This window comes from Pseudonocardia sp. C8 (assembly GCF_014267175.1).
Taxonomy (GTDB): domain Bacteria; phylum Actinomycetota; class Actinomycetes; order Mycobacteriales; family Pseudonocardiaceae; genus Pseudonocardia.
On record NZ_JACMTR010000002.1, the window covers coordinates 92,008 to 117,770 of the forward strand.

General features: G+C 74.4%; 34 protein-coding genes and 3 tRNA genes. 17 read left to right on the plus strand and 20 right to left on the minus strand.

Going from position 1 to position 25,763, the window contains the following annotated elements; translation table 11 throughout:
- The first annotated feature begins 14 nt into the window (after positions 1-14).
- From H7X46_RS01005 to H7X46_RS01015, 3 genes are all read left to right on the plus strand, one after another.
- Positions 15-761, plus strand: coding sequence for a CPBP family intramembrane glutamic endopeptidase (locus H7X46_RS01005; protein WP_222131158.1), 747 nt, complete (start codon positions 15-17; stop codon positions 759-761).
- A gap of 67 nt (positions 762-828) precedes the next feature.
- Complete coding sequence (locus tag H7X46_RS01010; RefSeq protein ID WP_186357608.1) at positions 829-1,683, plus strand: DMT family transporter; 855 nt, start codon at positions 829-831, stop codon at positions 1,681-1,683.
- Positions 1,684-1,779: 96 nt separating this feature from the next.
- Entirely contained in the window at positions 1,780-2,385 is a 606-nt protein-coding gene (locus H7X46_RS01015; RefSeq protein ID WP_186357609.1) for a dihydrofolate reductase family protein, read from the plus strand.
- 57 nt (positions 2,386-2,442) lie between these two features.
- Here H7X46_RS01015 and H7X46_RS01020 read toward each other — a convergent pair whose 3' ends face one another.
- On the minus strand, positions 2,443-2,934 hold the full coding sequence (locus H7X46_RS01020) for a YajQ family cyclic di-GMP-binding protein (RefSeq protein ID WP_186357610.1): 492 nt from the start codon (positions 2,932-2,934) through the stop codon (positions 2,443-2,445).
- A 93-nt stretch (positions 2,935-3,027) separates the two neighbouring features.
- Here H7X46_RS01020 and H7X46_RS01025 point away from each other — a divergent pair.
- Positions 3,028-3,112: transfer RNA gene (locus tag H7X46_RS01025), tRNA-Tyr, on the plus strand.
- 93 nt (positions 3,113-3,205) lie between these two features.
- Here the strand turns inward: H7X46_RS01025 and H7X46_RS01030 are convergent.
- Entirely contained in the window at positions 3,206-3,994 is a 789-nt protein-coding gene (locus H7X46_RS01030; RefSeq protein WP_186357611.1) for an ABC transporter permease, read from the minus strand.
- A gap of 131 nt (positions 3,995-4,125) precedes the next feature.
- Here H7X46_RS01030 and H7X46_RS01035 point away from each other — a divergent pair, with 131 nt between their 5' ends.
- Positions 4,126-4,452, plus strand: coding sequence for a hypothetical protein (locus tag H7X46_RS01035; protein ID WP_186357612.1), 327 nt, complete (start codon positions 4,126-4,128; stop codon positions 4,450-4,452).
- 88 nt (positions 4,453-4,540) lie between these two features.
- On the opposite strand, the gene H7X46_RS01040 is transcribed toward H7X46_RS01035, so the two are convergent.
- The 9 genes from H7X46_RS01040 to H7X46_RS01080 all read right to left on the minus strand — a co-directional run bounded on the left by H7X46_RS01040 (position 4,541) and on the right by H7X46_RS01080 (position 10,959).
- A complete protein-coding gene (locus H7X46_RS01040) occupies positions 4,541-5,341 on the minus strand; it encodes a DUF899 family protein (protein ID WP_186357613.1) in 801 nt (266 codons plus the stop codon).
- 91 nt (positions 5,342-5,432) lie between these two features.
- Positions 5,433-6,665, minus strand: a complete 1,233-nt coding sequence (locus tag H7X46_RS01045; protein WP_186357614.1) for an RNA polymerase sigma factor — start codon at positions 6,663-6,665, stop codon at positions 5,433-5,435.
- Positions 6,662-6,997 (minus strand): YciI family protein, encoded by a 336-nt coding sequence (locus tag H7X46_RS01050; RefSeq protein ID WP_186357615.1) that lies wholly within the window; start codon positions 6,995-6,997, stop codon positions 6,662-6,664. The genes H7X46_RS01045 and H7X46_RS01050 overlap by 4 nt, the downstream gene beginning before the upstream one ends.
- 25 nt (positions 6,998-7,022) lie before the next feature.
- Positions 7,023-7,343, minus strand: coding sequence for a hypothetical protein (locus H7X46_RS01055; RefSeq protein WP_186357616.1), 321 nt, complete (start codon positions 7,341-7,343; stop codon positions 7,023-7,025).
- Between the two features lie 3 nt (positions 7,344-7,346).
- The gene (locus H7X46_RS28970) at positions 7,347-7,676 is read right to left on the minus strand and encodes a hypothetical protein (RefSeq protein ID WP_222131159.1); all 330 of its coding nucleotides are present in this window, start codon (positions 7,674-7,676) and stop codon (positions 7,347-7,349) included.
- A 91-nt stretch (positions 7,677-7,767) separates the two neighbouring features.
- Positions 7,768-8,667: an LLM class flavin-dependent oxidoreductase gene (locus H7X46_RS01065; RefSeq protein ID WP_186357617.1), complete on the minus strand. Its 900-nt coding sequence runs from the start codon at positions 8,665-8,667 to the stop codon at positions 7,768-7,770.
- 26 nt (positions 8,668-8,693) lie between these two features.
- Positions 8,694-9,413: an ethanolamine ammonia-lyase subunit EutC gene (gene eutC / locus H7X46_RS01070; RefSeq protein WP_186357618.1), complete on the minus strand. Its 720-nt coding sequence runs from the start codon at positions 9,411-9,413 to the stop codon at positions 8,694-8,696.
- Positions 9,410-10,786, minus strand: a complete 1,377-nt coding sequence (locus tag H7X46_RS01075; RefSeq protein WP_186357619.1) for an ethanolamine ammonia-lyase subunit EutB — start codon at positions 10,784-10,786, stop codon at positions 9,410-9,412. The genes eutC and H7X46_RS01075 overlap by 4 nt, the downstream gene beginning before the upstream one ends.
- Entirely contained in the window at positions 10,783-10,959 is a 177-nt protein-coding gene (locus H7X46_RS01080) for a hypothetical protein (protein WP_222131160.1), read from the minus strand. The genes H7X46_RS01075 and H7X46_RS01080 overlap by 4 nt, the downstream gene beginning before the upstream one ends.
- Before the next feature lie 304 nt (positions 10,960-11,263).
- On the opposite strand from H7X46_RS01080, the gene H7X46_RS01085 reads away from it, so the two are divergent.
- Entirely contained in the window at positions 11,264-11,623 is a 360-nt protein-coding gene (locus H7X46_RS01085) for a hypothetical protein (RefSeq protein ID WP_186357620.1), read from the plus strand.
- Positions 11,624-11,747: 124 nt separating this feature from the next.
- Here the strand turns inward: H7X46_RS01085 and H7X46_RS01090 are convergent, their stop codons facing one another.
- From H7X46_RS01090 to H7X46_RS01100, 3 genes are all read right to left on the minus strand, one after another.
- A complete protein-coding gene (locus tag H7X46_RS01090) occupies positions 11,748-13,394 on the minus strand; it encodes a CocE/NonD family hydrolase (RefSeq protein WP_186357621.1) in 1,647 nt (548 codons plus the stop codon).
- 385 nt (positions 13,395-13,779) lie between these two features.
- Entirely contained in the window at positions 13,780-14,046 is a 267-nt protein-coding gene (locus H7X46_RS01095; protein WP_186357622.1) for a cupin domain-containing protein, read from the minus strand.
- Between the two features lie 116 nt (positions 14,047-14,162).
- Positions 14,163-15,137 (minus strand): patatin family protein, encoded by a 975-nt coding sequence (locus H7X46_RS01100; RefSeq protein ID WP_186357623.1) that lies wholly within the window; start codon positions 15,135-15,137, stop codon positions 14,163-14,165.
- Between the two features lie 163 nt (positions 15,138-15,300).
- Here H7X46_RS01100 and H7X46_RS01105 point away from each other — a divergent pair, with 163 nt between their 5' ends.
- The 3 genes from H7X46_RS01105 to H7X46_RS01115 are packed head-to-tail and all read left to right on the plus strand — an operon-like array spanning position 15,301 to position 17,771.
- Positions 15,301-16,104 carry a class I SAM-dependent methyltransferase gene (locus H7X46_RS01105; RefSeq protein WP_186357624.1) on the plus strand — a complete coding sequence of 268 codons (804 nt, stop codon included), beginning with the start codon at positions 15,301-15,303 and terminating at the stop codon, positions 16,102-16,104.
- A 24-nt stretch (positions 16,105-16,128) separates the two neighbouring features.
- On the plus strand, positions 16,129-17,370 hold the full coding sequence (locus tag H7X46_RS01110) for a serine hydrolase domain-containing protein (protein ID WP_186357625.1): 1,242 nt from the start codon (positions 16,129-16,131) through the stop codon (positions 17,368-17,370).
- Positions 17,367-17,771: a phage holin family protein gene (locus H7X46_RS01115; RefSeq protein ID WP_186357626.1), complete on the plus strand. Its 405-nt coding sequence runs from the start codon at positions 17,367-17,369 to the stop codon at positions 17,769-17,771. Before H7X46_RS01110 ends, H7X46_RS01115 begins: the two co-directional genes overlap by 4 nt.
- 41 nt (positions 17,772-17,812) lie before the next feature.
- Here H7X46_RS01115 and tenA read toward each other — a convergent pair whose 3' ends face one another.
- Positions 17,813-18,487 (minus strand): thiaminase II, encoded by a 675-nt coding sequence (gene tenA, locus H7X46_RS01120; protein WP_186357627.1) that lies wholly within the window; start codon positions 18,485-18,487, stop codon positions 17,813-17,815.
- Between the two features lie 162 nt (positions 18,488-18,649).
- On the opposite strand from tenA, the gene H7X46_RS01125 reads away from it, so the two are divergent.
- A complete protein-coding gene (locus tag H7X46_RS01125; RefSeq protein ID WP_255426062.1) occupies positions 18,650-18,883 on the plus strand; it encodes a hypothetical protein in 234 nt (77 codons plus the stop codon).
- A gap of 3 nt (positions 18,884-18,886) precedes the next feature.
- Here H7X46_RS01125 and H7X46_RS01130 read toward each other — a convergent pair whose 3' ends face one another.
- From H7X46_RS01130 to mrf, 5 genes are all read right to left on the minus strand, one after another.
- The gene (locus tag H7X46_RS01130) at positions 18,887-19,243 is read right to left on the minus strand and encodes a hypothetical protein (RefSeq protein WP_186357628.1); all 357 of its coding nucleotides are present in this window, start codon (positions 19,241-19,243) and stop codon (positions 18,887-18,889) included.
- Between the two features lie 211 nt (positions 19,244-19,454).
- Positions 19,455-21,140 (minus strand): class I adenylate-forming enzyme family protein, encoded by a 1,686-nt coding sequence (locus H7X46_RS01135; RefSeq protein WP_186357629.1) that lies wholly within the window; start codon positions 21,138-21,140, stop codon positions 19,455-19,457.
- Positions 21,137-22,408 carry a cytochrome P450 gene (locus tag H7X46_RS01140; protein ID WP_186357630.1) on the minus strand — a complete coding sequence of 424 codons (1,272 nt, stop codon included), beginning with the start codon at positions 22,406-22,408 and terminating at the stop codon, positions 21,137-21,139. Before H7X46_RS01140 ends, H7X46_RS01135 begins: the two co-directional genes overlap by 4 nt.
- 387 nt (positions 22,409-22,795) lie before the next feature.
- Complete coding sequence (rpmF, locus tag H7X46_RS01145; RefSeq protein WP_186357631.1) at positions 22,796-22,966, minus strand: 50S ribosomal protein L32; 171 nt, start codon at positions 22,964-22,966, stop codon at positions 22,796-22,798.
- Positions 22,966-24,201, minus strand: coding sequence for a ribosome hibernation factor-recruiting GTPase MRF (gene mrf, locus H7X46_RS01150; protein WP_186357632.1), 1,236 nt, complete (start codon positions 24,199-24,201; stop codon positions 22,966-22,968). The genes rpmF and mrf overlap by 1 nt, the downstream gene beginning before the upstream one ends.
- Positions 24,202-24,281: 80 nt before the next feature.
- Here mrf and rpmG (H7X46_RS01155) point away from each other — a divergent pair, with 80 nt between their 5' ends.
- From rpmG (H7X46_RS01155) to rpmG (H7X46_RS01185), 7 genes are all read left to right on the plus strand, one after another.
- Entirely contained in the window at positions 24,282-24,449 is a 168-nt protein-coding gene (gene rpmG, locus H7X46_RS01155; protein WP_186357633.1) for a 50S ribosomal protein L33, read from the plus strand.
- Positions 24,449-24,691: a 30S ribosomal protein S18 gene (rpsR, locus tag H7X46_RS01160; RefSeq protein ID WP_186357634.1), complete on the plus strand. Its 243-nt coding sequence runs from the start codon at positions 24,449-24,451 to the stop codon at positions 24,689-24,691. The genes rpmG (H7X46_RS01155) and rpsR overlap by 1 nt, the downstream gene beginning before the upstream one ends.
- 4 nt (positions 24,692-24,695) lie before the next feature.
- Positions 24,696-24,932 (plus strand): 50S ribosomal protein L28, encoded by a 237-nt coding sequence (gene rpmB, locus H7X46_RS01165; protein WP_186357635.1) that lies wholly within the window; start codon positions 24,696-24,698, stop codon positions 24,930-24,932.
- On the plus strand, positions 24,932-25,237 hold the full coding sequence (rpsN, locus tag H7X46_RS01170) for a 30S ribosomal protein S14 (RefSeq protein WP_186357636.1): 306 nt from the start codon (positions 24,932-24,934) through the stop codon (positions 25,235-25,237). The genes rpmB and rpsN overlap by 1 nt, the downstream gene beginning before the upstream one ends.
- Positions 25,238-25,362: 125 nt before the next feature.
- Positions 25,363-25,435, plus strand: a tRNA-Thr gene (locus H7X46_RS01175).
- A gap of 34 nt (positions 25,436-25,469) precedes the next feature.
- A tRNA-Met gene (locus tag H7X46_RS01180) sits at positions 25,470-25,545 on the plus strand.
- Between the two features lie 42 nt (positions 25,546-25,587).
- Positions 25,588-25,755: a 50S ribosomal protein L33 gene (gene rpmG / locus H7X46_RS01185; RefSeq protein WP_020623293.1), complete on the plus strand. Its 168-nt coding sequence runs from the start codon at positions 25,588-25,590 to the stop codon at positions 25,753-25,755.
- The last annotated feature ends 8 nt before the right edge of the window (positions 25,756-25,763 follow it).

Consider the following 25,763-nt stretch of genomic DNA (forward strand, 5'->3'; position numbering starts at 1 on the left):
CGAAGGCTGGGCCCGTGACCAGCGTGTTCCTCATCGACTACCCGTTGCGGCTCGCCCCGGGCGCGGTCGTGCTGGGCGTGACCTTCGTGGTGCTCGGGCGGTCGTCGCCGCTGTTGCGGATCGTCGTCCTGCTGCTCGGCTTCGTCCTGCTGCGCGACGCGATGACGCCGCTCGGCCTGTGGACGCTCGGCACCACACCGGGTGGGGCACCGTGGTTGCGGTTCGCCCCGGACCCGATCGTCCTCACCGGACTCGGGGCGTCCGGTGTGCTCCTTGCGCTCGCGGTCGCGTACGGGCCGCGGGACCTGCGCGGGCTGGTCGTGTGGGGCGGGCTCGGCCCGCGGGCGCTGGTGAGCGCGCTCGGCGCCGCCGCGGTGGTCCTGGTCCCGGTGGTCGCGCTGCTGTGGACGGTGCCGGTGCAGCTGCGCGGCGGCGAGGTGGCGACGGTGCTGCTCCCGGCCCTGGCGGTGCTCGCGTTCGGCGGGAACCTGATGGAGGAGGTGCTGTTCCGCGGGCTGCTGCAGGGATACCTGTCCGGTCCGCTCGGCCACGGACCGGTGCGGACCGTGCTGCTGTCCGGCCTGCTCTTCGCCGCCGGGCACGTCTTCCTCGCCTCGACCGTGACCGGTCTCGGCTGGCCGGTGCTCGCCTTCACCCTCGCCGAGGGCCTGGCGTGCGCGTGGGTCCGGCAGAGGCACGGGGTGCTCGCCGCGACCGTCACGCACGGGTCGGTGATCCTCGTCCTGGCCTCGGGTCTCTGAACGCCGCCGGTCCGGGTGGATCAGGAACGACGTTCCGGCGGCGGGCCCGTGTTCCTACCGTGGCGGCATGGAGCGCATGACCGGCCGCGCATGGGCGCTGTTCGCCGCGGTGTCCGTGCTGTGGGGGGTGCCGTACCTGTTCATCGGGCTCGCCCTCCGGGACGGCGTCGGTCCGTTGTGGACGGCGGCCGGCCGGGTGGTGCTCGCGGCGGCGGTCCTGGCCCCGGTCGCGGTCCGGCGGCGGGCACTGCTGCGCGGGCGCGGTGGACGGCTCGCCGCGCTCGCGGTGATCGAGATCGTGGTGCCGTTCAGCCTGATCCCGCTCGGGGAGCTGACGGTCGCGTCCGGCCTGGCGGGCGTGCTGATCGCGACCGAGCCGATGTTCGTCCTGCTCGTGGGGCTGCTGCTGGGCAGCCGGACCCGCCCCGGTCCGGTCACGGTCGTCGGGCTCGCGATCGGGTTCACCGGTGTGGTGGTCCTGCTCGGTGTGGCGGGGGCCGGTCCGGGCGTCCCGCTGATCGTGACGGCAGCCGCCTGCTACGGCGTCGGCGCCGTCCTCGTCGAGCGGTGGTTCTCCGACGTCCCCGCCGTCGTCGTGGTCGCCGGGGTGCTGGCGGTCGCGGCGCCGGTGCTGTCGGTGCTGGCGGTCGTCGCGGAGCCGGTCCCGTCGCCGTCGGCGGTGGGGGTGGGCGCGGTGGCCGCGCTGGGCCTCGGAGCGACGGCGGCCGGTCTGGTCTCGTTCTTCGCCCTGATCGGGCTGGCCGGCCCCGACCGCGCCGCGCTGATCACCTACGTCGCGCCGGTCGTCGCCGTCGTGTGCGGAGCCCTGCTGCTGGCCGAGCCGGTCGGGCCGCGCACGGTCGGCGGGACCGTCCTGATCCTCGCCGGGGCGTGGCTGGCGACCCGGACCGGCCGTCGGTGACGGAACGCCGTTCGGGAGCGGACGCGACCGCGCGACCCGATGAGTTCGGGGCCCGCGGCCGGTCCGAGTTCGTGACACCCAGGAAAGGACACCGCCATGGCCGAGCTTCTCGTCGACTTCATCACCTCCCTGGACGGCTACGCGTCGGGGGAGGGCTGGCCCGGGTTCTGGGGCCTCGAGGGCCCGGAGTACCTGGCCTGGCTCGGCGAACAGCCCGAGGTCACCTACCTCATGGGAGCGAACACCTACCGCCTGATGTCGGGTTTCGCCGCCGGCGAGGTCCCCAGTGGCCAGGACGAGTTCCGGGCCGAGGAGGAGGCGTCCGTCGACCAGCTCACGCGAGCGTCCAAGGTGGTGTTCTCCTCCTCGCTCGAGGGGCCGCTGACCTGGGCCAACTCCACCCTCGTCAGCGACGACGCCGTCGAGGCGGTCCGCGGCATGAAGGAGAACGGCCCGGGGATCCTCAGCACGATCGGCAGCCTCAGCCTGTGCCGGTCCCTGCTCGAGGCCGGACTCGTCGACCGCTTCCGGGTCGGGATGTTCCCGGTGATCACCGGCGCCACCGGCGCCGAACGCATCTACGACGGCTACCCGGACGTCGCCCTCGAGATGATCGATCACCGCACCTTCGACGGCCGCATCCAGATGGTCGAGTACCGGCCACGGGTCCTCGAGCACCCGCCGCTCGGCGCTCCTGCGTGACGTCGCCCTCGTGCCATCGGCCCCCGACCTGCAGGTCGTGCAGGTCAGGGCCGGTGGTCATCGGTAGTTCGTGAACTGTAGCGCGATCCCGAAGTCCTTCCCCTTCAGCAGCGCGATGACGGCCTGCAGGTCGTCCTTCTTCTTCCCGGAGACGCGCAGCTGATCGCCCTGGATCTGGGCCTGGACGCCCTTGAGCTTCTCGTCCCGGATCGCCTTGCTGATCTCCTTGGCCTTGTCCTGCGCGATGCCCTGCAGGATCTTGCCGTTGGCCTTGTAGACCTTGCCGGAGATCGCGGGTTCGTCGGCCTCGAACGCCTTCAGCGAGATCCCGCGCTTGACCAGCTTCTCCTTGAAGACGTCGATCCCGGCGCGCAGCCGCTCCTCGGTGTCCGACTCGAAGGTCACCGCCTCCTCGCCGGCCCACGAGACCGTGGTGTTCGTGCCGCGGAAGTCGAACCGTTGCGAGAGCTCCTTCGCGGCCTGGTTCAGCGCGTTGTCGACCTCCTGGCGGTCCACCTTGCTCACGACGTCGAACGACGGGTCGGCCATCTCGCTCCTCCTCGGGGGTGGGCCCCCTCGTCGGGGCCCGTCGGGTCGTGTCGTATCCTCGTTCACGCACTCAGCGAGAGCGATGTGCACCCCGGCTGGTTGCCCGAGCGGCCAAAGGGAGCGGACTGTAAATCCGTCGGCTTAGCCTTCCCAGGTTCGAATCCTGGACCAGCCACCAGGGATGAGGGAGGCCCCCGACCAGCGGAAACGCCGGATCCGGGGGCCTTTCTCGTCGTCCGGCGCCGTACCGGGTGCCGGCCCGGTCACGTGGTCACCGCGACCGTGCCGGACCACCGGGACCAGCGCCGCGGCCGGGCGGTCGCCGGAGCCGCCCGCGGGCCACCAGCTCGATCACCACGGCGACCGCGACGGACTCCGCGGCCAGCAGCGCGACCAGGACGAGGACCTGCGCGGCGGCGGCCTGGACCGGGTCACCGCTGCCGATCAGGACGCCGACGAAGGCGCCGGGCAGGGTGACGAGTCCGACCGTGCGGGTCTGGTCGAGCGCCGGGACCAGCGCGTCCGCGCCGGAGCGGCGGATCAGCAGCAGCGCCGCGTCCCGGGGGAGCAACCCGAGTGCCAGCGCGGCCTCGTACTCGCCGCGGCGTCCGGCGAGCTCGTCGAGGGCCCGGCGACCGGCCAGCGAGGACCCCGTCATCGCCCCGCCGATCACGATCCCGGCGACCGGGACGACCGCGATCCCGGTCAGCGGCACCGCGCCGAGTGCCAGGACCACGGTCAGCACCGGGCCGACGCCGGCGACGATCGCGACACCGGCCAGCAGCCCGGTCCGGTCCCGGGTCATGCGCCGCGCCGCGGTCCACGTCGCGACGCCCACCATCAGCGCGACGAACGCCGCCGTGCCGGACCACGTGCGGATCAATGCCACGATGACGGCGGCGACCGCGGCGAGCTGCACCACCGCGCGCACCGATGCGACGACGACCGGGCGGGCGGTGCCCAGCCCCGCACCCCGGCCGGCGGCCACGGCCAGGAGCACCAGGGCCACGAGCGCGCCCGCGAGGGGCCATCCGACCGTCACGCCGGTTGCCTCGCCCATGCCGTGTCCCCGCTCGTCGCCCGCCCGGCACACTCTGCCCCAGGACCGGTGGCGGCACCCGCACGGACCGGCCGGTGGAACCCGCGCCCCCGTGGGTGCGTCGCGGCACGCGGCTTGCCATGATCATCGGCATGAGCACTTCCGGGGGGAAGACCGAAGACATGTCCGGCCGCGCCGTCCCGGCCGCTGGTGGCGGCAACGGGTTCGGCCGGAGCGTGCTGGCGGCGGCCTGCTGGGCCGCGGTCAGCCTGATCCTGACCTTCGCGGTGGCCGGGGCCCCTCCGTCGGCGGAGGCGGCCGGTCGGGTCACGGGGTCGCTGCTGGTGGCCACGCTGCTCGCCGCGCTCGTGACCTGGCTGATCGTGCGCCGACGTGCCCGTTGGGCGTTCTGGAAGCTCGCGCTGCTGGCGCTGCCGTTCTTCCTCGTCCTCCGCGTGCTCGGCTCGGTCCCGGGCTGAGCCGGCCCGGCGCGGGCACGCCGGGCACACCGCCCGGGCGTTCGGTCGCGCGCGTGGGCGGGGTCGCGCGCCCCGCCCACGCACCGCGTCACCCGTGGCAGCACCCGCCCGGCGCCGCGGCCCGGCCGTCGTCGGGAACGCGTGTGCCGAGGTCGTCGGAGCGCCCGGCTGCGAGCCGTGACCACTGCGCCGTCGGGCGTCCGCCGGTCCGGAAGTTGTTGGTCCACTGCAGCGAACCGTCGACCTGGAACGGCCCCGGCCAGCCCGCCGGCGAGTCCTCCCAGGGCTCCTGACGCCCGTACACGGTGAGGTCCATCAGCGCGTAGCTGTAGTCCATGGCCTCGACACCGCGGCGGGTCGTCCAGTAGGTCTCGAACACCCGGTCGCCGTCGCGGAGGTAGCAGACCAGGTACATGAGGCCGATGTCGCGGCCGACCAGCAGGGACTCGACCGACCCCTGCACGGAGTACCAGGGCACCTCCCAGCCCATGAAGTCGCGGTACCGGCTGCTCTCGTCGTAGGGACCCTGGCAGAACACCGCGTAGGTGACGTCGCGGGAGTGCAGGTAGGACAGCTCGGCGACCTGGGTCGTGTAGTGCGTGCAGCCCTCGCACTGGTCCGCCGCCGGCCGTCCCGGGGACCACATGAAGTAGTAGGCGACGAGCTGGCGGCGCCCCTCGAACGCGTCCAGCAGCGTGACCGGCCCGTCCGGGCCGGTGAGCGTGATCGTCGGGTCGAGCTCCACCATGGGCAGCCGCCGCCGGGCCGCCGCGATGGCGTCGCCCTCCCGGGTGTGCGCCTTCTCCCGCGTCCGCAGCTCGTCGATCGCGGCCTGCCAGGTGGCCCGGTCGACGACCTCGGGAACGGGGGTGGTCGCGTCGATGCTCATGAGTGCGTCCCTTCGGGTCGGTGGTCCGTCGCCCCACCGACGAAGGGCGCCGCCCGGAATCGACACCCGGCCGGAACGATTTCCGGCGGGTTCACAGCCCCTGCAGGCGGCGCGCGAGGTAGCGGCGCTCGGCCTCCGTCGGGGCCAGTGCCAGGGCCTCCTCGTACGCGGCCGCCGCCTCGCCGGTCCGGCCGGCGCGGCGCAGCAGGTCGGCCCGGGTCGCGGGCAGCAGGTGGTAGCCGGCGAGCCGCCCGGACGCGGTGAGCTCGCCGACCAGCTGCAGCCCGGCCGGGACGTCGCCGGCCATCGCGACCGCCACCGCCCGGTTGAGCTCCACCACCGGGGACGGTGCGAGCCGGGCCAGCTCGCCGTACAGCTCCGCGATCCGGGGCCAGTCGGTCCGGGCGGTGTCCGGGGCGCCCGCGTGGTGGGCCGCGATCGCGGCCTGCAGCTGGTACGGCCCGGCCCGGCGCGCCGCGAGGGCCCGGTCGAGCACCGCCGTGCCCTCGTCGATCAGCGCACGGTCCCAGCGGGACCGGTCCTGGTCCTCGAGCGGGACGAGGACGCCGTCCCGGGTGCGGGTCGCGCGCCGGGCCTCGTGCAGCAGCATCAGCGCGAGCAGCCCGCCGGCCTCGGGTTCGCCGGGCATCAGGCCGGTCAGGACACGGGCCAGCCGGATACCCTCGGCGGCCAGGTCGCGGGTCTCGGCGGCGCCGTCGAGGAGCTCGTCGTAGCCCTGGTTGAAGATCAGGTAGAGGACCGCGAGGACGGCCGGGAGCCGCTGCGGGAGGAGCTCGGCGGGCGGCACCCGGTACGGGATGCCGGCCTCGGCGATCTTGCGTTTCGCCCGGACGATGCGCTGGGCCGTCGCCGGTTCGGCGGTCAGGAACGCCCGCGCGATCTCGGCGGTGCTCAGGCCGGCCAGCGTCCGGAGGGTGAGCGCGACCCGGGCCGGGAACGGCAGCGCGGGATGGCAGCACGTGAAGATCAGCCGCAGGCGGTCGTCGGGCACCTCGGACACCGGCGGCTCGCCCGGGTCCCGCTCCAGGACGGCGAGCTGGCGCAGCTTGGCCGCCCCGGCGGCGTCACGGCGCAGCCGGTCGGTCGCCCGGTTGCGGGCCGTCGCGGTCAGCCAGGCGCCGGGACGCTGCGGGACACCGTCGCGCTGCCAGGTCGTGAGCGCGCGGGCGAACGCCTCCTGCGCGCAGTCCTCGGCGAGATCCCAGTCCCCGGTCGCCCCGATGAGGGTCGCGACCACCTGGCCCCACTCGTCGCGGTAGGCGGCCTCGACCGCGGCCCGGACCTGCGCGCCGGACGCCGTCATTCCCAGACCGGGCGGATCTCGATGCCGCCGCGGCGCGCGTAGGGGTGGCCCTCGGCGACGGCGATGGCGTCGTCCAGGTTCGGGCATTCGATCATCACGATGCCGCCCACGACGTCCTTGGTCTCGGCGAACGGCCCGTCGCTCACGAGCGTCTCACCCTCCCGCACCCGCACCGTGGTCGCGTCCACCACCGGGCGCAGCCGCTCCCCGACGATCAGGCCGCCGCGCCGTTGCACGTCCTCCCACCACGCCTGGTGCACCGGGTCGTCGCGCAGCTCGTCGTTGGTGGGCGGGTCCGTCTCGTCGTCGCAGATCAGCAACACGTACTTCATGCGGCGAGTGTGCCGGTACCCGGCGTCACGCACCCAGCCGCCGGCGCACCGCGCGGACCCGCTTCCGCGTCCGCCTGCGGGTGCGCTTCGACGGCCGGGCGGCCGAGCTGAGCGCGCCGCGGATCTCGCGCACGTGCAGGCGCGTGCGCAGCCGGCGCTGCACGTCGGCCTTCCGTGGCAGCAGCAGCCGGAACCCGAGTGCCCACAGCCACAGCGCGGCGAAGCCGATCACGAGCCCGAGCGGCAGCAGCACCGCCGTCAGGCACAGCACGAGCGCCACGACGAGGAGCACGGTGCCCAGCACGAACAGCAGCACCGCGGCGACCGCCCGCAGCGCGCGGATCATCGCTCACCCCGCCAGGTGCAGGCGCCGGCGGAGCCGTCGACCGCGGCCCCGCAGCGCGTCCTCGCCCCGGCGGGCCAGTTCCTCGGCCCGCGTGCTGCCGGGGACCAGGAGCTTCGCCGCGTTCGCGTAGAGCGACAGCGCGAGGACCACGACCGGGATCCCCAGCGGCAGCAGCAGGATCGTCACGCAGAGAACGGCGCCGACCAGGAGCAGCACCGTCCCGAGCAGCGCCAGCACGAGCGCGAGCACCCCGCGCAGCACCGCCGAGAGCACGCCCGTCACGGCGCCGAGCAGGCCGGACACCAGCCCGTTGATTCCACGAAGCAGGCCCATCGCCCACCTCCTCCGGATCGGCCCGGATACCCCGGGCGCCGGGGACGTAAACGGTGCTCGCCCCTCGTCGAGCCACGCGGGTGCGGCCCCGTCAGTCGGTCCCGCGGTGCTCGGCGACCGCGTCCCGGACTCCCGGCGCGACCTCCTCGGCGAACCGGCGGATCTGCGTCACCGGGTCGCCGCCGTCCGGGCCGAACACGAACGAGTCCATGCCGCGCTCGACCACCAGCCCGGTGAGCTCGTCGACCCACTGCGCGGGCGGGCCGTGCAGGAAGCCGCCGGAGCGGTCGTCGATCGACCCGAACACGTTGTAGACCCGCTGCACCTGCGCCGGGTCGCGCCCGGCCGCGGTGGCCGCCTCGTCGATCCGGGCGTGGGCGTCCGCGAGCTTCTCGGGCGGGACGAAGGGCGTGGAGGGCACCCACCCGTCGGCGGAGCGCCCGGTCAGCGCCAGCATCCGTGGCCCGATCGCGCCGAGCCAGATCCCGATCGGATGTGCGGGCGCCGGGCCCGGGTGCACGCCTGCCAACCCGTAGTGGCGGCCCTCGACCCGCACGGACCGCTCGCCGGACCACATCGCCCGGCACACCGCGACGGCCTCCTCGACGGCGGCCACCGCCTCACCGGGGGTCCGGCGCGCGCCGCCCATCGCGGCGATCCCGTCCCAGAACGCGCCCGCGCCGAGGCCCACCTCGACCCGGCCACCGGTGAGCACGTCCAGGCTCGCCGCCGCCTTCGCCAGCATCGCCGGCGGGCGCAGCGGCAGATCGGCCACGTCGAGGAACAGCCGCACCCGCCGCGTCCGGGCGGCCGCGACCGCGAGCAGGGTCCACGCGTCGAGGTGCCGGGCCTGGTAGGGGTGGTCCTGGATCCCGGCCAGGTCGAGGCCCAGCTCGTCGGCCAGCAGGACAGGCTCCAGGACCTCGTCCGCGTCGCCGGCGTCCGGCGAGGGGAAGATCCCGAACTGCAGCGGCCGTCCGTAGTCGGACATGGTCTCCCTCCTGGTCTGACGGCGGGTCAGCCGGCCGGCAGCGCCGGGCCCGCCTTCAACCCGACCCCCGACAGCTTCAGCCGCCGCGCCTCACTCATCAGCAGCGCGAGCGTCGTCGCGGCTGCCGCGTACCCGGTCCCGTGCGGCGGCCGGACGTTGGAGATGCAGTTGCGTTCCGAGTCCCGTCGGCCGCGCCGGGCGTCGTAGGTGAAGTAGACGCCGAGCGAGTCGACCGAGCTCATCCCCGGGCGCTCACCGATCAGCACCACCACGCTCCGGGCGCCGACCGCGGTGGCGACCTCGTCGCCGAGGGCCACCCGCGCCTGGGTGGCGATGACGACCGGGGCCACCCGCCAGCCCGCCAGCCGGTCCAGGATCTCGGCGAGCAGCCCGGCGGCGTGCTCCTGCACCGCCGGGGGTGACAGCCCGTCGGCGACGACGAGGACGACGTCGTACTCGCCCCGCGGGAGCTCCACACCGGACGCGAGCCGGCGGCCGAGGTCCGGCCGCGTCAGGTACTCGTCCCGGTCGCGGGGCGCGCCCGCCGCACGCAGGGTCGGCACGCCGAGCCCGGCGATCTCCCCGGCCAGCGCGTCGACGTCGAGCGGGGAGTGGACGGCGTCCCGGGCGGCGGCGTGCGCGGCCCGCAGCTCCAGCAGCCGGGCGGTCGGTAGCGCGTCCCCGGCCCGGCCGAGGGCGACCCGGGCCCGGGTGGAGGCACGCAGGACCTCGAGCGGGTCGTTCATCGCACACCCGCCGTCAGGGCCTTCACCGCGGAGGCGGGGAGCTCCCGGACGCGGCCGTCGTCGTCGAGCAGGTCCATCGCCGAGAGCCAGGACGCGAACTCGGGCGCCGGGCGCAGCCCCAGCACCTGGCGGGCGTAGAGCGCGTCGTGGAAGGACAGCGACTGGTAGTGCAGCATCACGTCGTCCCCGCCGGGCACGCAGATCACGAACGAGCATCCCGCCGCCCCGAGCAGCGTGAGAAGCGCGTCGGTGTCGTCGGCGTCGGCCTCGGCGTGGTTGGTGTAGCAGACGTCGACGCCCATCGGGACACCCAGCAGCTTCCCGCAGACGTGGTCCTCCAGCCCGGCCCGGGTGATCTGCTTGCCGTCGCGCAGGTACTCGGGCCCGATGAACCCGACGACGGTGTTGACCAGCAGCGGATCGAAGGCACGGGCGACGGCGTAGGCCCTGGCCTCCAGGGTCTGCTGGTCGACCCCGTGGTGGGCGTCGGCGGACAGCGCGCTGCCCTGCCCGGTCTCGAAGTACATGCAGTTCGTGCCGACCGTGCCCCGCCCCATCGCCAGCGCGGCCTCGTGCGCCTCGCGCAGGAGCTCGAGGGTGACGCCGAACCCCTCGTTCGCCGCCTGGGTCCCCGCGATCGACTGGAACACGAGGTCCACGGGGGCGCCGCGTTCCATGATCTCGATCGACGTGGTGACGTGCGTGAGCACGCAGGACTGGGTCGGGATGTCGTAGCGGGTGCGGATCTCGTCGAGCAGGTGCAGCAGCTCGGTGGTGCGCTGCGGCGAGTCACCGGCCGGGTTGATCCCGACGACGGCGTCCCCGCAGCCCAGCAGCAGGCCGTCCACGATGGACGCCGTCACGCCGCTCGGGTCGTCGGTCGGGTGGTTGGGCTGCAGCCGGGTCGCCAGCGTCCCCGGCAGCCCGATCGTGGACCGGAACGCGGTGACCACCGGGGTGCGGCGGCCGACGGCGACCAGGTCCTGCAGCCGCATCAGCTTGGACGTCGCGGCGACCATCTCCGGGGTGAGCCCGGGTGCCAGCGCGGTGGTGTCGGTGGACGGGTCGAGCAGGTGTTCACGGAACTCGCCGACGGTCATCGAGGCGACCGGCGCGAACGCGGCCGGGTCGTGCGAGTCGAGGATCAGCCGGGTGACGTCGTCGTCGGCGTACGGGACGACGTGCTCGTCCAGGAAGACGTCCAGCGGCAGGTCGGCGAGCAGGCCCTGGGCCGCGACCCGCTCCTGCTCGGAGGACGCCGCGATCCCGGCCAGCACGTCCCCGGACCGCTCCGGGGTGGCCGCGGCCAGCAGCGTCTTCAGGTCCGCGAACTCGTAGGTGTGGCCGCCGAGTGCGGCCCGGCGCCGGGTCACGTCAGCTCCTCCTCCGCCGCCGCCAGCGCCGCGAACTCCTCGTCGGGTGCGGCGGCCACCAGGTGGTGTCTCGAGTAGCGGGTGAAGTACAGCATGAACAGGGCGAACGCACCCAGGGTCGCGCCCGCGGCGACCGGCGGACGGGCCGGGCGGCCGGCACGACAGGGTGACACGGTCACGCGACCGTGTCGGGAGGAGATCACCGAGCGTGATTTCCGGAAAGGATACGCGGCCGTTCGGGTCGATCACCGTGACGTCCCGTCGCGGCGTGCGTCCGGACGTGCCGGGAAAGCGAGAATCCGGATGCCGGAAAAGAGCAGTATCCTCGCTGAAAGTAGTGTCGCTCGTCCGATGGTGGTAAGGAATTCGTTGGATCGGGGAACGGCCCGATAGCGTTCCGTACATCGGCGGGGCTCCCGAAACCCACGCCGAACACGCAGGTCCGGAACGGGCCCCGTACACAACGGAGAAACAACTGTGCTGAAGAAGGCTGGAATCGTCACCGCCGGCGTCACCGCGGGCCTGCTCGCCGTCTCGCCGCTGGCGTTCGCCGGTGACGGTGGCCACGGTCACGGGCACGGCCACGGCGGCAAGGTGCACGCCGACCAGATCAACAACATCGACTCCGACCGCGTCAGCAGCCAGAACGGCCTGGTCAACGTGGGCGACGTCAACGCGCTGAACAACACCAACGTGCTGTCCTGCTCGCTGAACGACGCGGACGTCGCCGTCAGCATCCTGGGTGTGCTGGGTGGCCCGGCCACCAACGGGGAGGACGCGCCGAGCGTCTCCGAGTGCTCCCCGGGCTCGACCTCGCAGACCAACATCGACGACTGAGCCGACTGATCTGCGACCGGCCGTGCCGGCCCGCCGATTCCGGGGCCGTCTCCCCGGAATCGGCGGACCGTGCCGTTGCCGGAACCCCGCTCCGGAACCGGAGCGGGGTTCGTTCGTTTCCCGGTCAGCCGTGGTGCGGAAGCACCACGTGCGAGGGGTGGGCGGGCCCGTGCAGCACCTCGTAGCGGATCGGACGGCCGGTGACGGCCGCCGACGCGCGCTCGCCGGTGCCGTGGTTGCGGGCGAACCGCGGGAACGCGGCCGCGGCGACCTGCACCCGCAGCCGGTGCCCGGCCCGCACCCGGTACCCGGTCGGGCTCAGCGCCATCCGCACGACGATCGTGCCGTCCGGCGCGGTCGCCTCCCGGCCCGGGACGAGCCGGTGGATCGCGTCGGTGACGTTCAGCGAGGTCCCGTCCGGCGCCACGTCGCACACCCGGACGAACACGTCCCCGGTCCCGGAGTCGGTCCGCACGTACACCACGGCCGACACCTCGCCGAGCAGGTCCAGGTCGGACGCCAGCGGTGGTCCGGTGTAGACGAGCACGTCGTCGCGGGCCTCGACGGCGCGGTTGTCCTGCTGCTTCGACGGCGGCTGCAGCATCGGGCCACCGACGGTCGGTGTCGGATCGGCCGGGTCGTAGACGAACCGGTCCGGAGGGGAGGCCGCGGTCGCCGGTGCCTCCGGCTGGAGGCGGGAGCCCGGTGCGAGGTACCACTCGGTCGGCCGGGCGTCCGGCGGCGGCCAGCACGGCAGGTCGGCCCACCGGTCGGCGTGCTGGACGTAGGCACGGACCGGGGCCCGGCCGTCGCACCCACCGTCGCCGGTGAGGTGCACGCCGAGCCAGTGCACCATCTCGTGCGCGATCGTCCGCAGCGAGCCGCGGTCCCCGTGGGTCCAGGGCCCGACCGTGATCCGCGCGGTCGCGCCGCCCCGCTGCAGCGCGGTGAAGTCGACCAGCTGCCGGTCGACGAACAGGTCCCACCAGCCGGTGACCATGCAGACCGGGGGCATCGCCGCGGCGTCGAACCCGTCGTGCTCGGCCGGCGCCCAGAACTCCCGCGGCTGCTCGGCGTGCTCGACGAAGTCCCGCCAGAACACGACCGGGGCGCCGGTGAGCGCGACGTCCGCGGCCTGCAGCGGGAGCGCCGCCACCGCACGCCGCTTGCGGCGGCTGAACACCGGCGTCGCCAGGTAACCGGTGAGCGCCCCGAGCCGCTCCTGGCGCCCGATCTGGTTCACCCAGCTCGCCAGGTTCAGCAGGCCGGGCGCGCCGCCCGGGTAGAAGGTGCTGGTGAACTCGGACGCCGTGATGTCGGCATTCATCGAGCACAGGCCGGGGTCGGCGTACGGCGCGACCGCCCACTGGGTGTGCCCGACGTAGCTGGGGCCGACCATGGAGACGCGGCCGTCGCACCAGTCCTGGGCGCGGAGCCAGTCGAGGGTGTCGAGCCCGTCGGAGCTCTCGTGCAGGAACGGGCGGAACTGCCCGCCCGAGCCGAACGTGCCCCGCGTGGACTGGACGAGGACCTGGAACCCGCGGCGGGCCAGCAGCGACCCGATGAGCGTGCCGAGCCCGTCGCGGCCGTACGGGGTCCGCATCAGCACGGTCGGCCGGGGCTCGACCGGGCCGGGACGGCGGTAGAGGTCGGCCAGCAGCACGACACCGTCGGACACCGGGACCCGCAGGTTCCGTTCCCGGACGTACGGCGCGGGCAGGTCCCCGAAGCCCAGCCGCCGATCGATCAGGCGCTCCGCGAGCGCGGCCATCGCCACCTCCCCCCGTCGCCCCCGCGCGCTGCGGGGACGAGCCGATCGTAGGAGACCCCGGATACTCCGTCCGGCCCGCGCCCGATCGTGGCCGGCTGTGACCGCCCTCTCACCCGACGCTCGACCGGCCCGGAAGCGTCGGAGGGCGCGCGTACCGTGCGCGGCGTGCAGGTCGTGCGGATGTCGTGCTGCGGTCGGGAGTGGGTCGGGCCGGAGCGGGCCCACTGCTGCCGCCGTTTCGGCGGGTGTGGCGCCGTGTTCGACGACGCCGAGCTGTGGGACACCCACCGTCCCCGCGGCGCGTGCGTTGGTGACCCGCGCGCGCTCGGGTTGGTCACGACCCGCAACGGGATCTGGCAACGCTCCGGCACGACCCCGGGCGCGGTCAGGCGGCGACCCGGGTGATCCCGCGGAACACGGCGTCGCCGGTCCCGGGGTTGCGCACCGAGACCAGGTTCAGCCCGGTGAACCAGAGCACCGACCCGGCGCCGAAGGTGCGGCTGCCCCCGGCCGAGCAGCGGAGCTCGATCTCCCCGGAGTCGACGACGATCAGCGCGCCCCGCCACTCGTCCTCGTCGTGCGGGCGGACCTCGCCGGGCGTCAGCCGCACGGTCCGGGTACGGAACGTCGGTGCTCCCGGCATCGGACTCACCCCCTCCTCCTCGGACCGGTCCTGGTGCCCCGACCGGGAACACGACCTAGGGGAGTGACCGCCGGGACCCGCGGAAGTCATCGGTGCCGTAGACCGGCCGCCGCCGGTCTCGCAGGTCAGGCCGCGACGGCCGGCTCCAGCACACCCGCGACGGTCTCGCGGCCGATCCGGGCGGCCTCGGTGACCCGCTCCCGGTCGGTGGTCAGTCCGCGGACCCCGGCCGAGCCGTGCGGGGTCAGGGTCAGCAGGTGCGCCCCGGCCCGGTCCGGGTGGGCCGCGTCGGTGAGCAGCGCGAGGAACTCGCCGTGCCGGGACGCGTCCTGCGCCATCCGGCCGAGCCCCGGGGCCAGCCGGTCCAGCGAGCGCGCCCACAGCGGGGTGCGCGCGTCGACGGGCGGGGTGACCAGCTCGTCGACGGTGCGGGTCATGAGCGCGAGCACGTGCGTGGCCCCGCCGCGCAGCGCCCGGGCCACCGGGAGCGGGTCGCCGACCGAGCCGTCGATCCACTCGTCGTCGCCGATGCGGACCGGTGGCCCGGCGAGCAGCGGGATGGCCGCCGTGGCGCGCATCGCGGCCTTCCAGGTGCCGCCGTCGGGCAGCCCGGTCAGCACGTGCGGGGTCAGGTCCCCGGCCCGGGTGACCATGACCCGCAGCGGGACCGGGCTCGTCACCAGCGACGACCAGTCGGTCGGCTTCGACGACACGAGGATGTGGTCGAACAGGTGGTCCAGCGACACCATCGGCCGCCGGGTCCCGAACCGGCGCGGGTCGATGAACTCGCGGCACGCCATGTCGTCGGCGAAGATCCGGGCGGCGTCCGCGCCGTGCCCGAGCACCAGCGCCGTCCCGACGAACGCGCCCGCCGAGCTGCCCCACACCTCGTCGAAGCAGCCCGCGAAGCCGGCCTCCTCCAGTGCGTGCACCATCCCGCCGGCGTAGGCGCCGCGCATCCCGCCGCCACCGACGACGAGCGCGACCCGGTTCCCGTCCCGGTGGCTCCCGGCGCCCCGGCCGGCGGAGCGCCGCTGCTCCAGCACCGAGAGGACACCGGCGTCGCCGTGCGCCCCGGGCGAGAGGAAGTGGCTGCGCATGCGGCCCATCATGTCGGCCGGTCCCGGCCCCACCGCAGCCACGTGGCCGAACGCACGCGGCCGGACCGCTCACCGGCCACCGGCCGCCGTCCCGGCGCCGCCCACCGCCCCGACCGTGTCACGGCAGCCCGGCCGGGTAGGTTCCCGCGACCAGGGGGTACACGTGACGCAACGACGCCAGCCGCGGCTGGGGACGATCGAGTCGACGTCGCTACCGGCCGCGTCCGCGCGCGCCCGCGACTCGCGCCGGCGCCGGCCGGTGGTGGGCGATCCGGCGGCCGCGGGCCTGGCCGACGACCTCGACCTGGGGGACGCGCCGGGCCGCGCCGACACGCTCTGCACGCTGCTGCGGGGAGCCGTGCTCGACGAGTGGGTCCGCGAGTTCGCCGCCACGCACCCGGCCGGGACGGTGGTCGAGCTCGGCCCCGGACTCGATGCCCGCGCCGGCCGGCTCGGCCCCGACGGCCCCGCCCACTGGGTCGACGTCGAGCTGCCCGAGGTCGCGGACCTGCGGCGCGAGCTGCTCCCGTCGACGGCGCACCTGGTGGCCGGGTCGGCACTCGACGAGGACTGGATGGAGCTGGCCCGCGAGCTGCCCGGGCCGTACCTGCTGGTGTCCGACCAGGTGCTCACGCTGCTGCCCGAGCAGGGCGTGCAGCGGATCGTGTTCACCGTCGCGCGGATGCTCCCGGGCGCGACCCTGGTCACCGACGTCCTGTCCCGGGCGGCCGCCGACCGGCTGGCCGCCGGGGCGCTGCGCGGGGCGACGCCCGACTGGACCTGCGAGCACCCGCGCGAGCTGGAGCCGTGGGGGCTGCGGCTGCGGGACGTCTGCGACACCGGCACGCCACCGCCCGCGGTCGCGACCCGGCTGCCGCGCGCCACCCGCACGCTGGCCGCCGTCCTCGCTCGGATCCCGGCGCTGGGCGGGCACCGGCTGGCCCGCTACGAGGTCCTGCCCGGCTGAACCGCCGCCGGTAGGGTCGGGACGGTGACGGTTCCGAAGATCGAAGCGGACCCCGCCGAGGTCGGTCTCGACCCGGCCCGGCTGCGCCGGATCGACAGCCACTTCCAGCGCTACGTCGACGAGGGCAAGCTCCCCGGCTGGACGGTCGCGGTGGCCCGCGACGACCGGCTCGTCCACCTCTCGCACCACGGCCTGCGCGACGTCGAGGCCGGGTTGCCGGTCACCGACGACACGATCTGGCGCATCTACTCGATGACCAAGCCGATCACCTCGGTCGCGACGCTGATGCTGTGGGAGCGCGGGGCGCTGGAGCTCACCGACCCGGTCTCCCGCTACATCCCGGCGTTCGCCGAGCAGCGCGTCTACCGCGGCGGATCGGCCCTGAACCCGGGGACCGACGCGGCCGTCGAGCCGGTCCGGATCCACCACCTGCTCACCCACACCGCCGGGCTCACCTACGGCTTCCACCACGCGCACCCGGTCGACGAGATGTACCGGGCGAAGGGCTACGAGTTCGGCGCGCCGGCCGGGACGGACCTGCAGACGGCGGTCGACCGGTTCGCGTCGTTCCCGCTGCTGTTCCAGCCGGGCACCGAGTGGAACTACTCGGTCGCCACCGACGTCCTCGGCCGGGTCGTGGAGGTCGCATCCGGACGGCGGCTCGACGAGTTCTTCCGCGAGGAGATCACCGGCCCGCTCGGCATGACCGACACGACGTTCTCCGTGCCGCCGGACTCGCCGGAGGCCGGGCGGCTGGCCGCCCTCTACAACGCCCGCCCGGACGGCGGCCTCGTGCTCAACAAGGTGCTGGCCCGGGGCGCGACGGCCGAGCCGACCTACCTGTCCGGCGGCGGCGGGCTGCTGTCCACGGCCGGTGACTACCTGCGTTTCGCCCGGATGCTGGCCCGCGGCGGCGAGCTCGACGGCGTCCGCATCCTCGGGCCGCGCACGCTCGCCCGGGCCACCCGCAACCACCTGCCCGGCGGCGCGGACCTGGACACGATCGGGCGTCCGATCTTCGCCGAGTCCGCGTTCGCCGGGGTCGGCTTCGGGCTCGGCTTCTCGGTGGTCATCGACGGGGCCGCGACCAAGGGGCTCGGGAACGAGGGCACCTTCGCCTGGGGCGGCCTGGCGTCCACCGCGTTCTGGGTGGACCCGGTCGACGACATCGTCGCCCTGTTCTTCACCCAGCTCGTCCCCTCGAGCACCTACCCCATCCGGTCCCAGCTCCAGACGCTCGTCCAGCAGGCGGTGATCGATCGATGAACCAGGCCGGCCCGGTGCTCGCCTTCGCCGTCCGCACGCTCGTCGTCGCGGCCGCGCTGTGGGTGGCGACCGTGCTCGTGAGCGGGATCGAGCTGCAGAGCGGCGCGACCGGCACCCGGATCGGGACGCTGCTCGTCGTCGCGCTCCTGTTCGGCGTGGTGAACGCGGTGGTCAAGCCGGTCGTCGCGCTCGTCGGGTGCCCGCTCTACATCCTGACCCTCGGGCTGTTCGCCCTCGTGGTGAACGCGCTGATGTTCCTGCTGACCGGCTGGCTGTCCGGGCTGCTGAACCTGCCGTTCACCGTGGACGGCTTCTGGGCCGCGTTCTGGGGCGCGATCATCGTCGGGATCGTCTCGTTCTTCCTGCACCTGGTGATCCCGGACCGGTACGACGCGCGGTAGCGCCCGTGAGTGGTTGCGAGGGCTCCAGCCCTCGCAACCACTCACGAGCCCACGGGCCAACCCTCCTGCCGGTAGGCGCCGTCCCAGAACATCCACTCGTAGCGCGAGGTCGTCGTGAAGTGCTCGCGCATCAGGGCGAGCTCGGTCTCGGACGCGACCGCGCCGATCCGGTCGGTCGCATCGAGCACGGCGTCGACGACGGTCTGGAACTCCTCGCCCGCGTACATGTCGATCCAGCGCTGGTAGAGCGGGTCCGGCGAGCCGGCACCGACCAGGTGCTCGCCGACCTTCGCGTAGATCCAGTAGCAGGGAAGCACCGCCGCGACGCCCTCGGCGTAGGAGCCGCCGTACGCCGCCGCGAGCAGGTAGCTGACGTAGGCGCGGGTCGCCGGGGCCACCGGCAGCGTCCGCGCCTGCTCCGAGGTGAGGCCGAGCCCGCCGAGCAGGTCCGCGTGCATCTCGCGCTCGGCGGCGATGGCCCCGGCGGCGTGCTCGGCGAACATGAGCGTGTCGTCGTCGGTGGGGGCCTTCGCCGCGCACACCGTGAGCGCCTTCGCGTAGCCGCGCAGGTAGTGCGCGTCCTGGACGATGTAGTGCCGGAACACCTCGTGCGGCAGGGAGCCGTCGGTCAGCCCGGTGACGAAGGGGTGGGCGAGGATCTGGTCGTGGATGGTCTCGACGTCCGACCAGAGCAGGTCACGCGTGCGGTCCGCCATGGTGCCCACCGTAGCCGCCGGCCGATCCGGCGCCCCGTCCCGATGAGACTCTCCGCACTTCCGGACGCGAATGTGTCCGTGTCCCTCACCATGGGTAGCAGGCGGGCACTCAGCGCGGAGCGAGCGCGCCGGAGTCACGTCCCCTATCGCGGAGGTGAGGGCATGAGCGCACCGGCGCCCATGGAGCACCACGAGAAGATGCGGATGCGGGCTGCCGCGTTCCGGGCGACCCGGCTCTACCCGGGCCCGGTCGGCGAGCTGGTCTCCCGGGAGCTGCTGACCTGGGAGGAGTTCGGCTACCGGCTGGGCGGGAACCGCCTGGTCATGGAGCTGGTCGACCACGTGCTGAAGGCGCAGCCGTCCCCGGAGCAGACCTCCCGGACGGACGCCGCCTGACCGTCACCGGTGCAGGCTGCTGATCCCGACCCCGGCGGCCGCCCCGGTCGGCGCGGTGCCGTCGGCCAGCCCGGCGACGGCGGTGGCCAGCACGGCCATCGCCGCCAGCGTCGTCAGGCTGCCGGCCCGGGCGAGGACGGTGAACGTCCGCGTGAACGGCGTGCACGGCGGCGCCGGCCGGCGGTGCCGTCCGGCCGCCGCAGCCGGTCGGCCGGCGGAACCGGGCTCGTCCGAACGGGGCGGGGCCATGCGGTGCCGGCCCTCGGTTGTGACGCGCGGGGTCGGCACGGACGCGCCGTCCCGGGCGGTCGGACCGAGGGGGCGGCGCGGGCTCGGGATGCGGACGACGGGCGCGGACATGACGATCACCACGCTCTCTCCGGGGTCGGGACGGGGGCTCTTCGGACCCGGTGCGCGCCGCCGGTTCCTGCTCATGCCCGTCGTGTCGTGTCGGGCGCTCACCCTGTTATCCGGTCACCGGTTCCGCCAATCGTCGGAGTGGCTACTCCACCCGTGAGGCTGACGGAACCACCCGTACGCCGAGCGGTGGATCACACGGTGTGACCGTCCGTCACTCCGATGCGGCCACCCCCGGAAGGTCCGCGAGGCGCTCGCGCAGGTCCCGCTTGAGCACCTTCCCCGCCGCGGAGACCGGGATCTCCTCGATCACGTGCACCTCGCGTACGCGCTGGTATGGCAGGAGCTGCGCGTTCAGCCCGTCCACCGCGGCCCGGGCGGCGTCCTCGGTGACGCCGGTGAGGAACGCGACCGGACGCTCCCCGTCCACCCCGGACGGCCGGCCGACGACGGCCGCGCCCGTCACCCCGGGCAGGGCCAGCAGCCGTTCCTCCAGGTCCCGCGGGTACACGTTGTAGCCCTTGTACAGCAGCATGTCCTTGAGCCGGTCGACGATCCGCAGGTAGCCGTCCTCGTCGAGGACGCCGACGTCGCCGGTGTGCAGCCACCCGTCGCCGTCGAACGCGGCCGCGGTCTCGGCGGGCCGGTTCCGGTAGCCGCCGGTGACCTGCGGCCCGCGGATCCACACCTCGCCCTCGGCTCCCGGGCCGAGCTCCGCGCCGTCCGGTCCGGAGATCCGGATCTCGGTGCCGGCGACCGGCAGCCCCACGGTGCCCGGCTTGCGCACCGCGGACCGGGCGGCGGGGCCGAGGGTCGCGGCCATCGTGACCTCGGTCAGCCCGTACCCCTCGGCGATGACGAGGTCCGCACCCAGCCACTCCCGCAAGCCGTGGATCACCTCGTGGGGCAGCGGCGCGGCCCCCGAGCTCAGCGACCGGACCGTGGACAGGTCCCCGGCCGCATCCCGGTGCGCGAGCAGCGCCGCGAACACCGGCGGCGCCCCGGACATCGTGGTGACGCCGAACCGGGTGGCGTCCTCCAGGTAGGCCCGCGGGTCGAACCGGCCGTGGACGATCGTCATCGTGCCGGCGAGCAGCGGCATGTTGAGCCCACCGACCGTGCCCATCGCGTGGAACCAGGGGGAGAGGCCGATGATGCGGCCCGTGCCGAGCGGCGTCGGGTAGTCCTCGGGCGGGCCCGGATCGGCCAGTACCACGCCGGGACCGTGCGGGGTGTCCCGGACCGCCGGCCGCGCCCCGGTGCCCCAGCACGCCGCCTGCAGCGCGTTGGTGAGCAGGTTCCGGTGGCTGACCAGCACGCCCTTCGACCGCCCCGTCGTGCCGCCGGTGTAGGCCAGGTGGGCCAGCGCGGTCGCCGGATCGAGCTCCAGGTCGGTGCCCGGCGGCTCCTGCGGCCGGCCGTCGACGAAGGCCCCCAGCTCGGTGACGTCCGTGGCGCCCGGCTCGGCACCGGGGCCGGTGACGAGCACCCGCTTCAGCGAGGTCGCCGGCCGTGCGGCGCGCACCGCCGGCAGCACCGGCGCCCAGGTGACGACGGTGGCAGCGCCGGCGTCGGCCAGCTGGGCTCCCAGGTCGTCGGCGCCGAGCAGCGGGTTCGCCGGGGTGACCGTGGCCCCGGCCAGGAGCGTGCCCCAGTACGCGACGGCGTACTGGGGGCAGTTCGGCAGGTGCAGCGCGACGACGTCGCCGCGGCCGATCCCGTCGGCGTGCAGGGCGTGGGCGAACGCCGACGCCCGGCCCAGCAGCCCGGTGAACGACAGCTCGTGCCCGGACTGGTGCAGCATCGGCGCGTTCCCGAAGGCGGCCGCCGCACCGCGAAGCTGCGCGGTCGCCGGCAGGTCCGGGACGTCCAGGGCGGGCACGGGGGAACGGGAGATCATGCGAGCACCCCCGGGCCGCCGTCGGCGGTGAGCGGCAGCCGGGTGATCCCGTTGATGAACATCGACCGCAGCCGCCGGGGCTCGCCGGTGGTCGCGACCCGTGGCGCGCGCCGCAGCAGCTCGGTGAACAGGGCGGACAGCTGGCGGCGGGCGAGGTGCGCGCCGAGGCAGAAGTGCGGCCCCGGCCCGCCGAACCCGAGGTGCGGGTTGGGGGAGCGGCGGACGTCGAACGCCTCGGGGTCGGCGAACCGTTCCGGATCGCGGTTCGCCGACCAGTAGAACAGCGCCGTCTTCGCCCCGGCCGGCAGCTCGGTGCCACCCAGCACCGCCGGCTCGGACAGCGTCCGGCGCATGTAGATCACCGGTGAGGCCCACCGGACGATCTCCTCGACGGCGGACGCCGTCACCCCGTCCGGGTCCGCCAGCCAGGCGGCCCGCTGCTCGGGGTGCTCGGTGAGCAGCTGCAGGCCCCAGCTGGTGGCGTTGCGGGTGGTCTCGTTCCCGGCGACGACGAGCAGCACGAAGAAGCTCGCCAGCTCCTCGGGGGTGAGGTGCTCGCCGTCGATCTCGGCGTTGACCAGGGCGGAGACGACGTCGCCGGTCGGCTCGGCGCGGCGGGCCTCGCCGAGCTCGCGCACCAGGGCTGCCAGCTCACCGGCCGCGGTGAGCAGTGCCGTCACCATGTCGGACCCCGGCGGCACGTACTCCGGGTCCGAGGCACCGAGGATGACGTTGGTGCGGTCGTAGACGAACCGGTGGTGGCTCTCCGGAATGCCCATCATCTCGCAGATCGTGGCGAGCGGGAGCCGCGCGGAGACCGTCTCGACGCCCTCGCACTCCCCGGCGGCCAGCAGGTCCCCGACGATCGTGCGTGCCGTCCGCTCGATCGAGTCCTGCAGGTCCGCCAGCCGGCGCGGGGTGAAGCCGCGGGAGACGATCCGGCGCAGCCGGGCGTGCCGCGGGTCGTCGGTGTTGATCATCGAGCCGAAGAACTCGTTCCACTCGGGCGGCATGTCCGCGACCGAGGTGGCGCCCGGACCGGACCGGAAGACGCCCGGGGTCCGGCTCGCCTCGACGACCTCGTCGTAGCGGGTGAGGGCGTAGAAGCCGGCCCCCGGCTCGGGCACCGGCGACGGCGGCTGGTCGTAGAACGGGATGCCGGGCGACTCCCGCAGGGCCGCGAACCCGGCCGCGCGCTGGGTGAGCGGGGCCGTCCAGAAGCCGTCGAGGTCGGAGAGGTCGATCGTGGTGGTTGTCGCGTCCGGCATCGTCGCCGTCCCTCCTGCCGCGGTGGTGCGGCACCACCGACCTTAGGGAGACGGGGTGGCGTACGTCATGGCCCGCCCGGGCCGCCACCGGTCCGTGCGGGACACCGGGTGCGCCCTGCCTCGGCGGGATCGCGCCGGTCGCCCCGGCCGCACGTCGGCGAGTCGCACGAGTTCGCCCCTGCCCCGGCAGGATCGTGCTGATCGACTCGGCTGTCGCCGGTGAGGCGCACGATCTCGCCGTCGGCGGGGCGGGATCGTGCTGATCGACCCCGTCGCCGCTGGTGAGTGGCGCGATCGCGCCCCCGGCACGTCCGGACCGCGCTGGCCGACGGGGCCGGGTGCCGGGAGCGCGACGATCCCGCACCGGGGCGCCGCACGCCGAAGCGCTCAGGTGGGCGGCGGCAGCAGCCCGCGGCGGTAGGCCGGGACGAGGTTCCGCGGCACCAGGTGCCGGCGGCCCTCCAGGGTGACCGGCACGAGGTCCGGCGTCTCCGCCTTCCACGTGGACCGGCGGTGCCGGGTGTTCGCCCGCGACATCCGCCGCTTGGGGACGGCCATCAGCTCTCTCCTTCTCGTTCGTTCCCGGCGGGATCGCCGTGGACGGGTTCGGGGTCCGTGCACGGCTCGTCGTGCGCCCAGCCGAAGGGGTCTGGTAGCGCGGCCCAGGCGTCCTCGCCGGCGGCGATCTCGGCGTCGGACAGCAGGGCCTCGCGCAGCGCGGCGTCGATCGCGTCCGGGTCGGCCGCGTGGCAGAGGACGACCAGGTCCTGCGCCCGGTCGCCCCACCGCGGGTGCCAGGCCAGCGCGGCCAGCGCCCGCCGCTCGTCGCCGGCCTCCTCCCAGGCCGCCGGGTCCGCGCCGTCCAGCCACTCGCCGGCGTGCCCGATCCGCATGCCGCCACCGGCGCTCTCCAGCCACAGCACGGCGTCCGGCCGGGTGGCCAGCCAGATCCGCCCGCGGGCCCGCACGACGCCGTCGAGCAGCGCGTCGATCGCCTCGTGCAGCCGGTCCGGGTGGAACGGCCTGCGCGCGGAGAACAGCAGTGTCCGCACCCCGCTCGCCGCCTCCAGCGGCGGGGTGCCGCGCAGCAACGGGTCGTGCACCCCGCCGGGGACCCCGCGCCGCGACGCGGCCGGGACGCCGTCGCAGAACAGCCGGTGATCGGCCCGGGCGGGCAGCAGCCGCGGCGCGGTCGGCGCCAGCCGGTCCAGGACGGCGGCCGTGCGGTCGGTGTCCGGCGGGCCCAGCGACCGGGTCGTCACGATCACGTCGGCGAACTCGACCTGTCCCACGGCGAGCTGGGCCACGGTGCGCTCGTCGTCGGGCAGTGCGGACAGCCCGTGCTCGGGCAGGGTCGCGTCGCCGGTGGCGTCGTCGAGCCAGGTGTCCGGGTCGAGCACGGTCACCACGCCGCGCAGGTCCACGAGGTCGGTGATCAGGACCGGCTCCTGCCCGTCCGCCTCGTACAGCACCGATCCGAGCGCCCAGCAGACCGCCTCGGGCTCGAGTCGCGGGTCCAGGTGCAGCACGACCCGGCGCACCGTCCCGGCCAGCGCGGCGAGGGTCGGCAGGACGTCCTCCCGGATCGTGCAGCTCACGCAGCCGTGCGCCAGCTCGAGCACGGTGCGCCGGTCGAGCTCGCCGTGGCGGTACCGGCGGTGCACCCGGCCGCGGGCCAGGTCGTGCAGGTCGTGGTGCAGCACGACCAGGTCCGGATCGAGCTCCCGCATCCGTGTGATCGTCCGCTCCGCCCCGTCGCGCGCGGTGCCGCACAGGACCACCAGCTCGGTCATGACTTCCTCCCGGAGTCGGACGTGGTCACGGTCCGGTGTAGCCTAACGATAACGATTCCCATGTCGAAAGGAGGGGTTCCGTGGCGAAGGCGACCGACGTCCGGCCGATCGTGAAGCTGCGGTCGACGGCCGGTACCGGCACGACCTACGTGACCCGCAAGAACCGCCGGAACGACCCGGACCGGCTGGTCCTGCGCAAGTACGACCCGAAGATCCGTCAGCACGTCGAGTTCCGGGAGGAGCGCTGATGCCGGCGAACCGGAAGGCGGTGCGCACGCCCCGCCGCAAGCCCAACCCGCTGAAGGCCCGCGGGATCGAACACGTGGACTGGAAGGACGCGGCGCTGCTGCGCACGTTCATCTCGGACCGCGGCAAGATCCGTGCCCGCCGGGTCACCGGCCTGACCGGCCAGCAGCAGCGGCAGGTGGCCGTCGCGATCCGCAACGCGCGGGAGATGGCCCTGCTGCCCTACCCGCACGCGGGGCGGTGAGCGCGTGTCCCGCCGTTGCGACCTGACCGGCCGCGCGCCGTCGTACGGGAAGAGCGTGTCCCACTCGCACCGGCGGACGAGCCGGCGCTGGGACCCGAACGTGCAGTCCAAGCGCTACTGGCTCGCCGAGGGGGGCCGCTGGGTGACGCTGCGGCTCTCGGCGAAGGGGATCAAGACCGTCGACCGGATCGGGGTGGCCGCGGCGGTCGCCCGGATCCGGGGGACCGGGAGGAGCGTCTGATGGCCACCACGGGCCAGATCGCCAAGAACGAGCGGCGCAAGCGGGTCGTCGCCCGGTACGCCGAGCGGCGCGCCGAGCTGAAGGCCGTCCTCGCGCGGCCGTCGGCGACCGCGGAGGAGAAGGCCGCCGCGGCCGCCGAGCTCCGCCGCCAGCCGCGTGACGCGAGCGCCACCCGGGTGCGCAACCGCGACTCCGTCGACGGGCGCCCGCGCGGGCATCTGCGGAAGTTCGGGGTGTCCCGGGTGCGCCTGCGGGAGCTGGCGCACGACGGGGCACTGCCGGGGGTGCACAAGTCCAGCTGGTGACCCGCCGGGTGACCTGCGACGACCCGGCTCCGGGGACCCCCGCGACGGGCCCTCGGAGCCGGTGTGTAAAGTTGTGCAGGTCGGTGAGCGGAGAGCGCGACACGGCTCCGCGACCTGACGCTGCCGCCCCCTTAGCTCAGTCGGCAGAGCGTCTCCATGGTAAGGAGAAGGTCTACGGTTCGATTCCGTAAGGGGGCTCTGTGAGACCCGTCTTCACCGGCGGTCTCCGCATGGCGGTGTAGCTCAGTCGGTAGAGCAAGCGGCTCATAATCGCTGTGTCGTCGGTTCAAGTCCGGCCACCGCTACCAGACTGGCGCAGTACCCGAACACCCTGCTGGGAGGCACCCGCGATGGCCAAGGCCACGGATGTGCGGCCGAAGATCACTCTGGCCTGCGAGGAGTGCAAGCACCGCAACTACATCACGAAGAAGAACCGGCGGAACGACCCCGACCGGCTCGAGATCAAGAAGTTCTGCCCGAACTGCGGCACCCACCGGGCCCACCGCGAGACCCGCTGAGCGCAGCC

Coding starts and splice junctions, on each gene's coding strand:
- H7X46_RS01045 (WP_186357614.1), bottom strand. CDS start 6,665: ATGACGGCGTCCGGCGCGCAGGTCCGGGCCGCGGTCGAGGCCGCCTAC.
- H7X46_RS01115 (WP_186357626.1), top strand. CDS start 17,367: ATGAACCAGGCCGGCCCGGTGCTCGCCTTCGCCGTCCGCACGCTCGTC.
- eutC (WP_186357618.1), bottom strand. CDS start 9,413: ATGAACGACCCGCTCGAGGTCCTGCGTGCCTCCACCCGGGCCCGGGTC.
- H7X46_RS01040 (WP_186357613.1), bottom strand. CDS start 5,341: ATGAGCATCGACGCGACCACCCCCGTTCCCGAGGTCGTCGACCGGGCC.
- H7X46_RS01090 (WP_186357621.1), bottom strand. CDS start 13,394: ATGGCCGCGCTCGCGGAGCGCCTGATCGATCGGCGGCTGGGCTTCGGG.
- H7X46_RS01125 (WP_255426062.1), top strand. CDS start 18,650: ATGAGCGCACCGGCGCCCATGGAGCACCACGAGAAGATGCGGATGCGG.
- H7X46_RS01100 (WP_186357623.1), bottom strand. CDS start 15,137: ATGCGCAGCCACTTCCTCTCGCCCGGGGCGCACGGCGACGCCGGTGTC.
- H7X46_RS01035 (WP_186357612.1), top strand. CDS start 4,126: ATGAGCACTTCCGGGGGGAAGACCGAAGACATGTCCGGCCGCGCCGTC.
- H7X46_RS01010 (WP_186357608.1), top strand. CDS start 829: ATGGAGCGCATGACCGGCCGCGCATGGGCGCTGTTCGCCGCGGTGTCC.
- H7X46_RS01055 (WP_186357616.1), bottom strand. CDS start 7,343: ATGATCCGCGCGCTGCGGGCGGTCGCCGCGGTGCTGCTGTTCGTGCTG.
- rpsR (WP_186357634.1), top strand. CDS start 24,449: ATGCCGGCGAACCGGAAGGCGGTGCGCACGCCCCGCCGCAAGCCCAAC.
- H7X46_RS01015 (WP_186357609.1), top strand. CDS start 1,780: ATGGCCGAGCTTCTCGTCGACTTCATCACCTCCCTGGACGGCTACGCG.
- H7X46_RS01135 (WP_186357629.1), bottom strand. CDS start 21,140: ATGATCTCCCGTTCCCCCGTGCCCGCCCTGGACGTCCCGGACCTGCCG.
- tenA (WP_186357627.1), bottom strand. CDS start 18,487: ATGGCGGACCGCACGCGTGACCTGCTCTGGTCGGACGTCGAGACCATC.
- mrf (WP_186357632.1), bottom strand. CDS start 24,201: ATGACCGAGCTGGTGGTCCTGTGCGGCACCGCGCGCGACGGGGCGGAG.
- H7X46_RS01130 (WP_186357628.1), bottom strand. CDS start 19,243: ATGTCCGCGCCCGTCGTCCGCATCCCGAGCCCGCGCCGCCCCCTCGGT.
- H7X46_RS01020 (WP_186357610.1), bottom strand. CDS start 2,934: ATGGCCGACCCGTCGTTCGACGTCGTGAGCAAGGTGGACCGCCAGGAG.
- rpmG (WP_020623293.1), top strand. CDS start 25,588: ATGGCCAAGGCCACGGATGTGCGGCCGAAGATCACTCTGGCCTGCGAG.
- rpmF (WP_186357631.1), bottom strand. CDS start 22,966: ATGGCCGTCCCCAAGCGGCGGATGTCGCGGGCGAACACCCGGCACCGC.
- H7X46_RS01065 (WP_186357617.1), bottom strand. CDS start 8,667: ATGTCCGACTACGGACGGCCGCTGCAGTTCGGGATCTTCCCCTCGCCG.
- rpsN (WP_186357636.1), top strand. CDS start 24,932: ATGGCCACCACGGGCCAGATCGCCAAGAACGAGCGGCGCAAGCGGGTC.
- H7X46_RS01050 (WP_186357615.1), bottom strand. CDS start 6,997: ATGAAGTACGTGTTGCTGATCTGCGACGACGAGACGGACCCGCCCACC.
- H7X46_RS01140 (WP_186357630.1), bottom strand. CDS start 22,408: ATGCCGGACGCGACAACCACCACGATCGACCTCTCCGACCTCGACGGC.
- H7X46_RS28970 (WP_222131159.1), bottom strand. CDS start 7,676: ATGGGCCTGCTTCGTGGAATCAACGGGCTGGTGTCCGGCCTGCTCGGC.
- H7X46_RS01030 (WP_186357611.1), bottom strand. CDS start 3,994: ATGGGCGAGGCAACCGGCGTGACGGTCGGATGGCCCCTCGCGGGCGCG.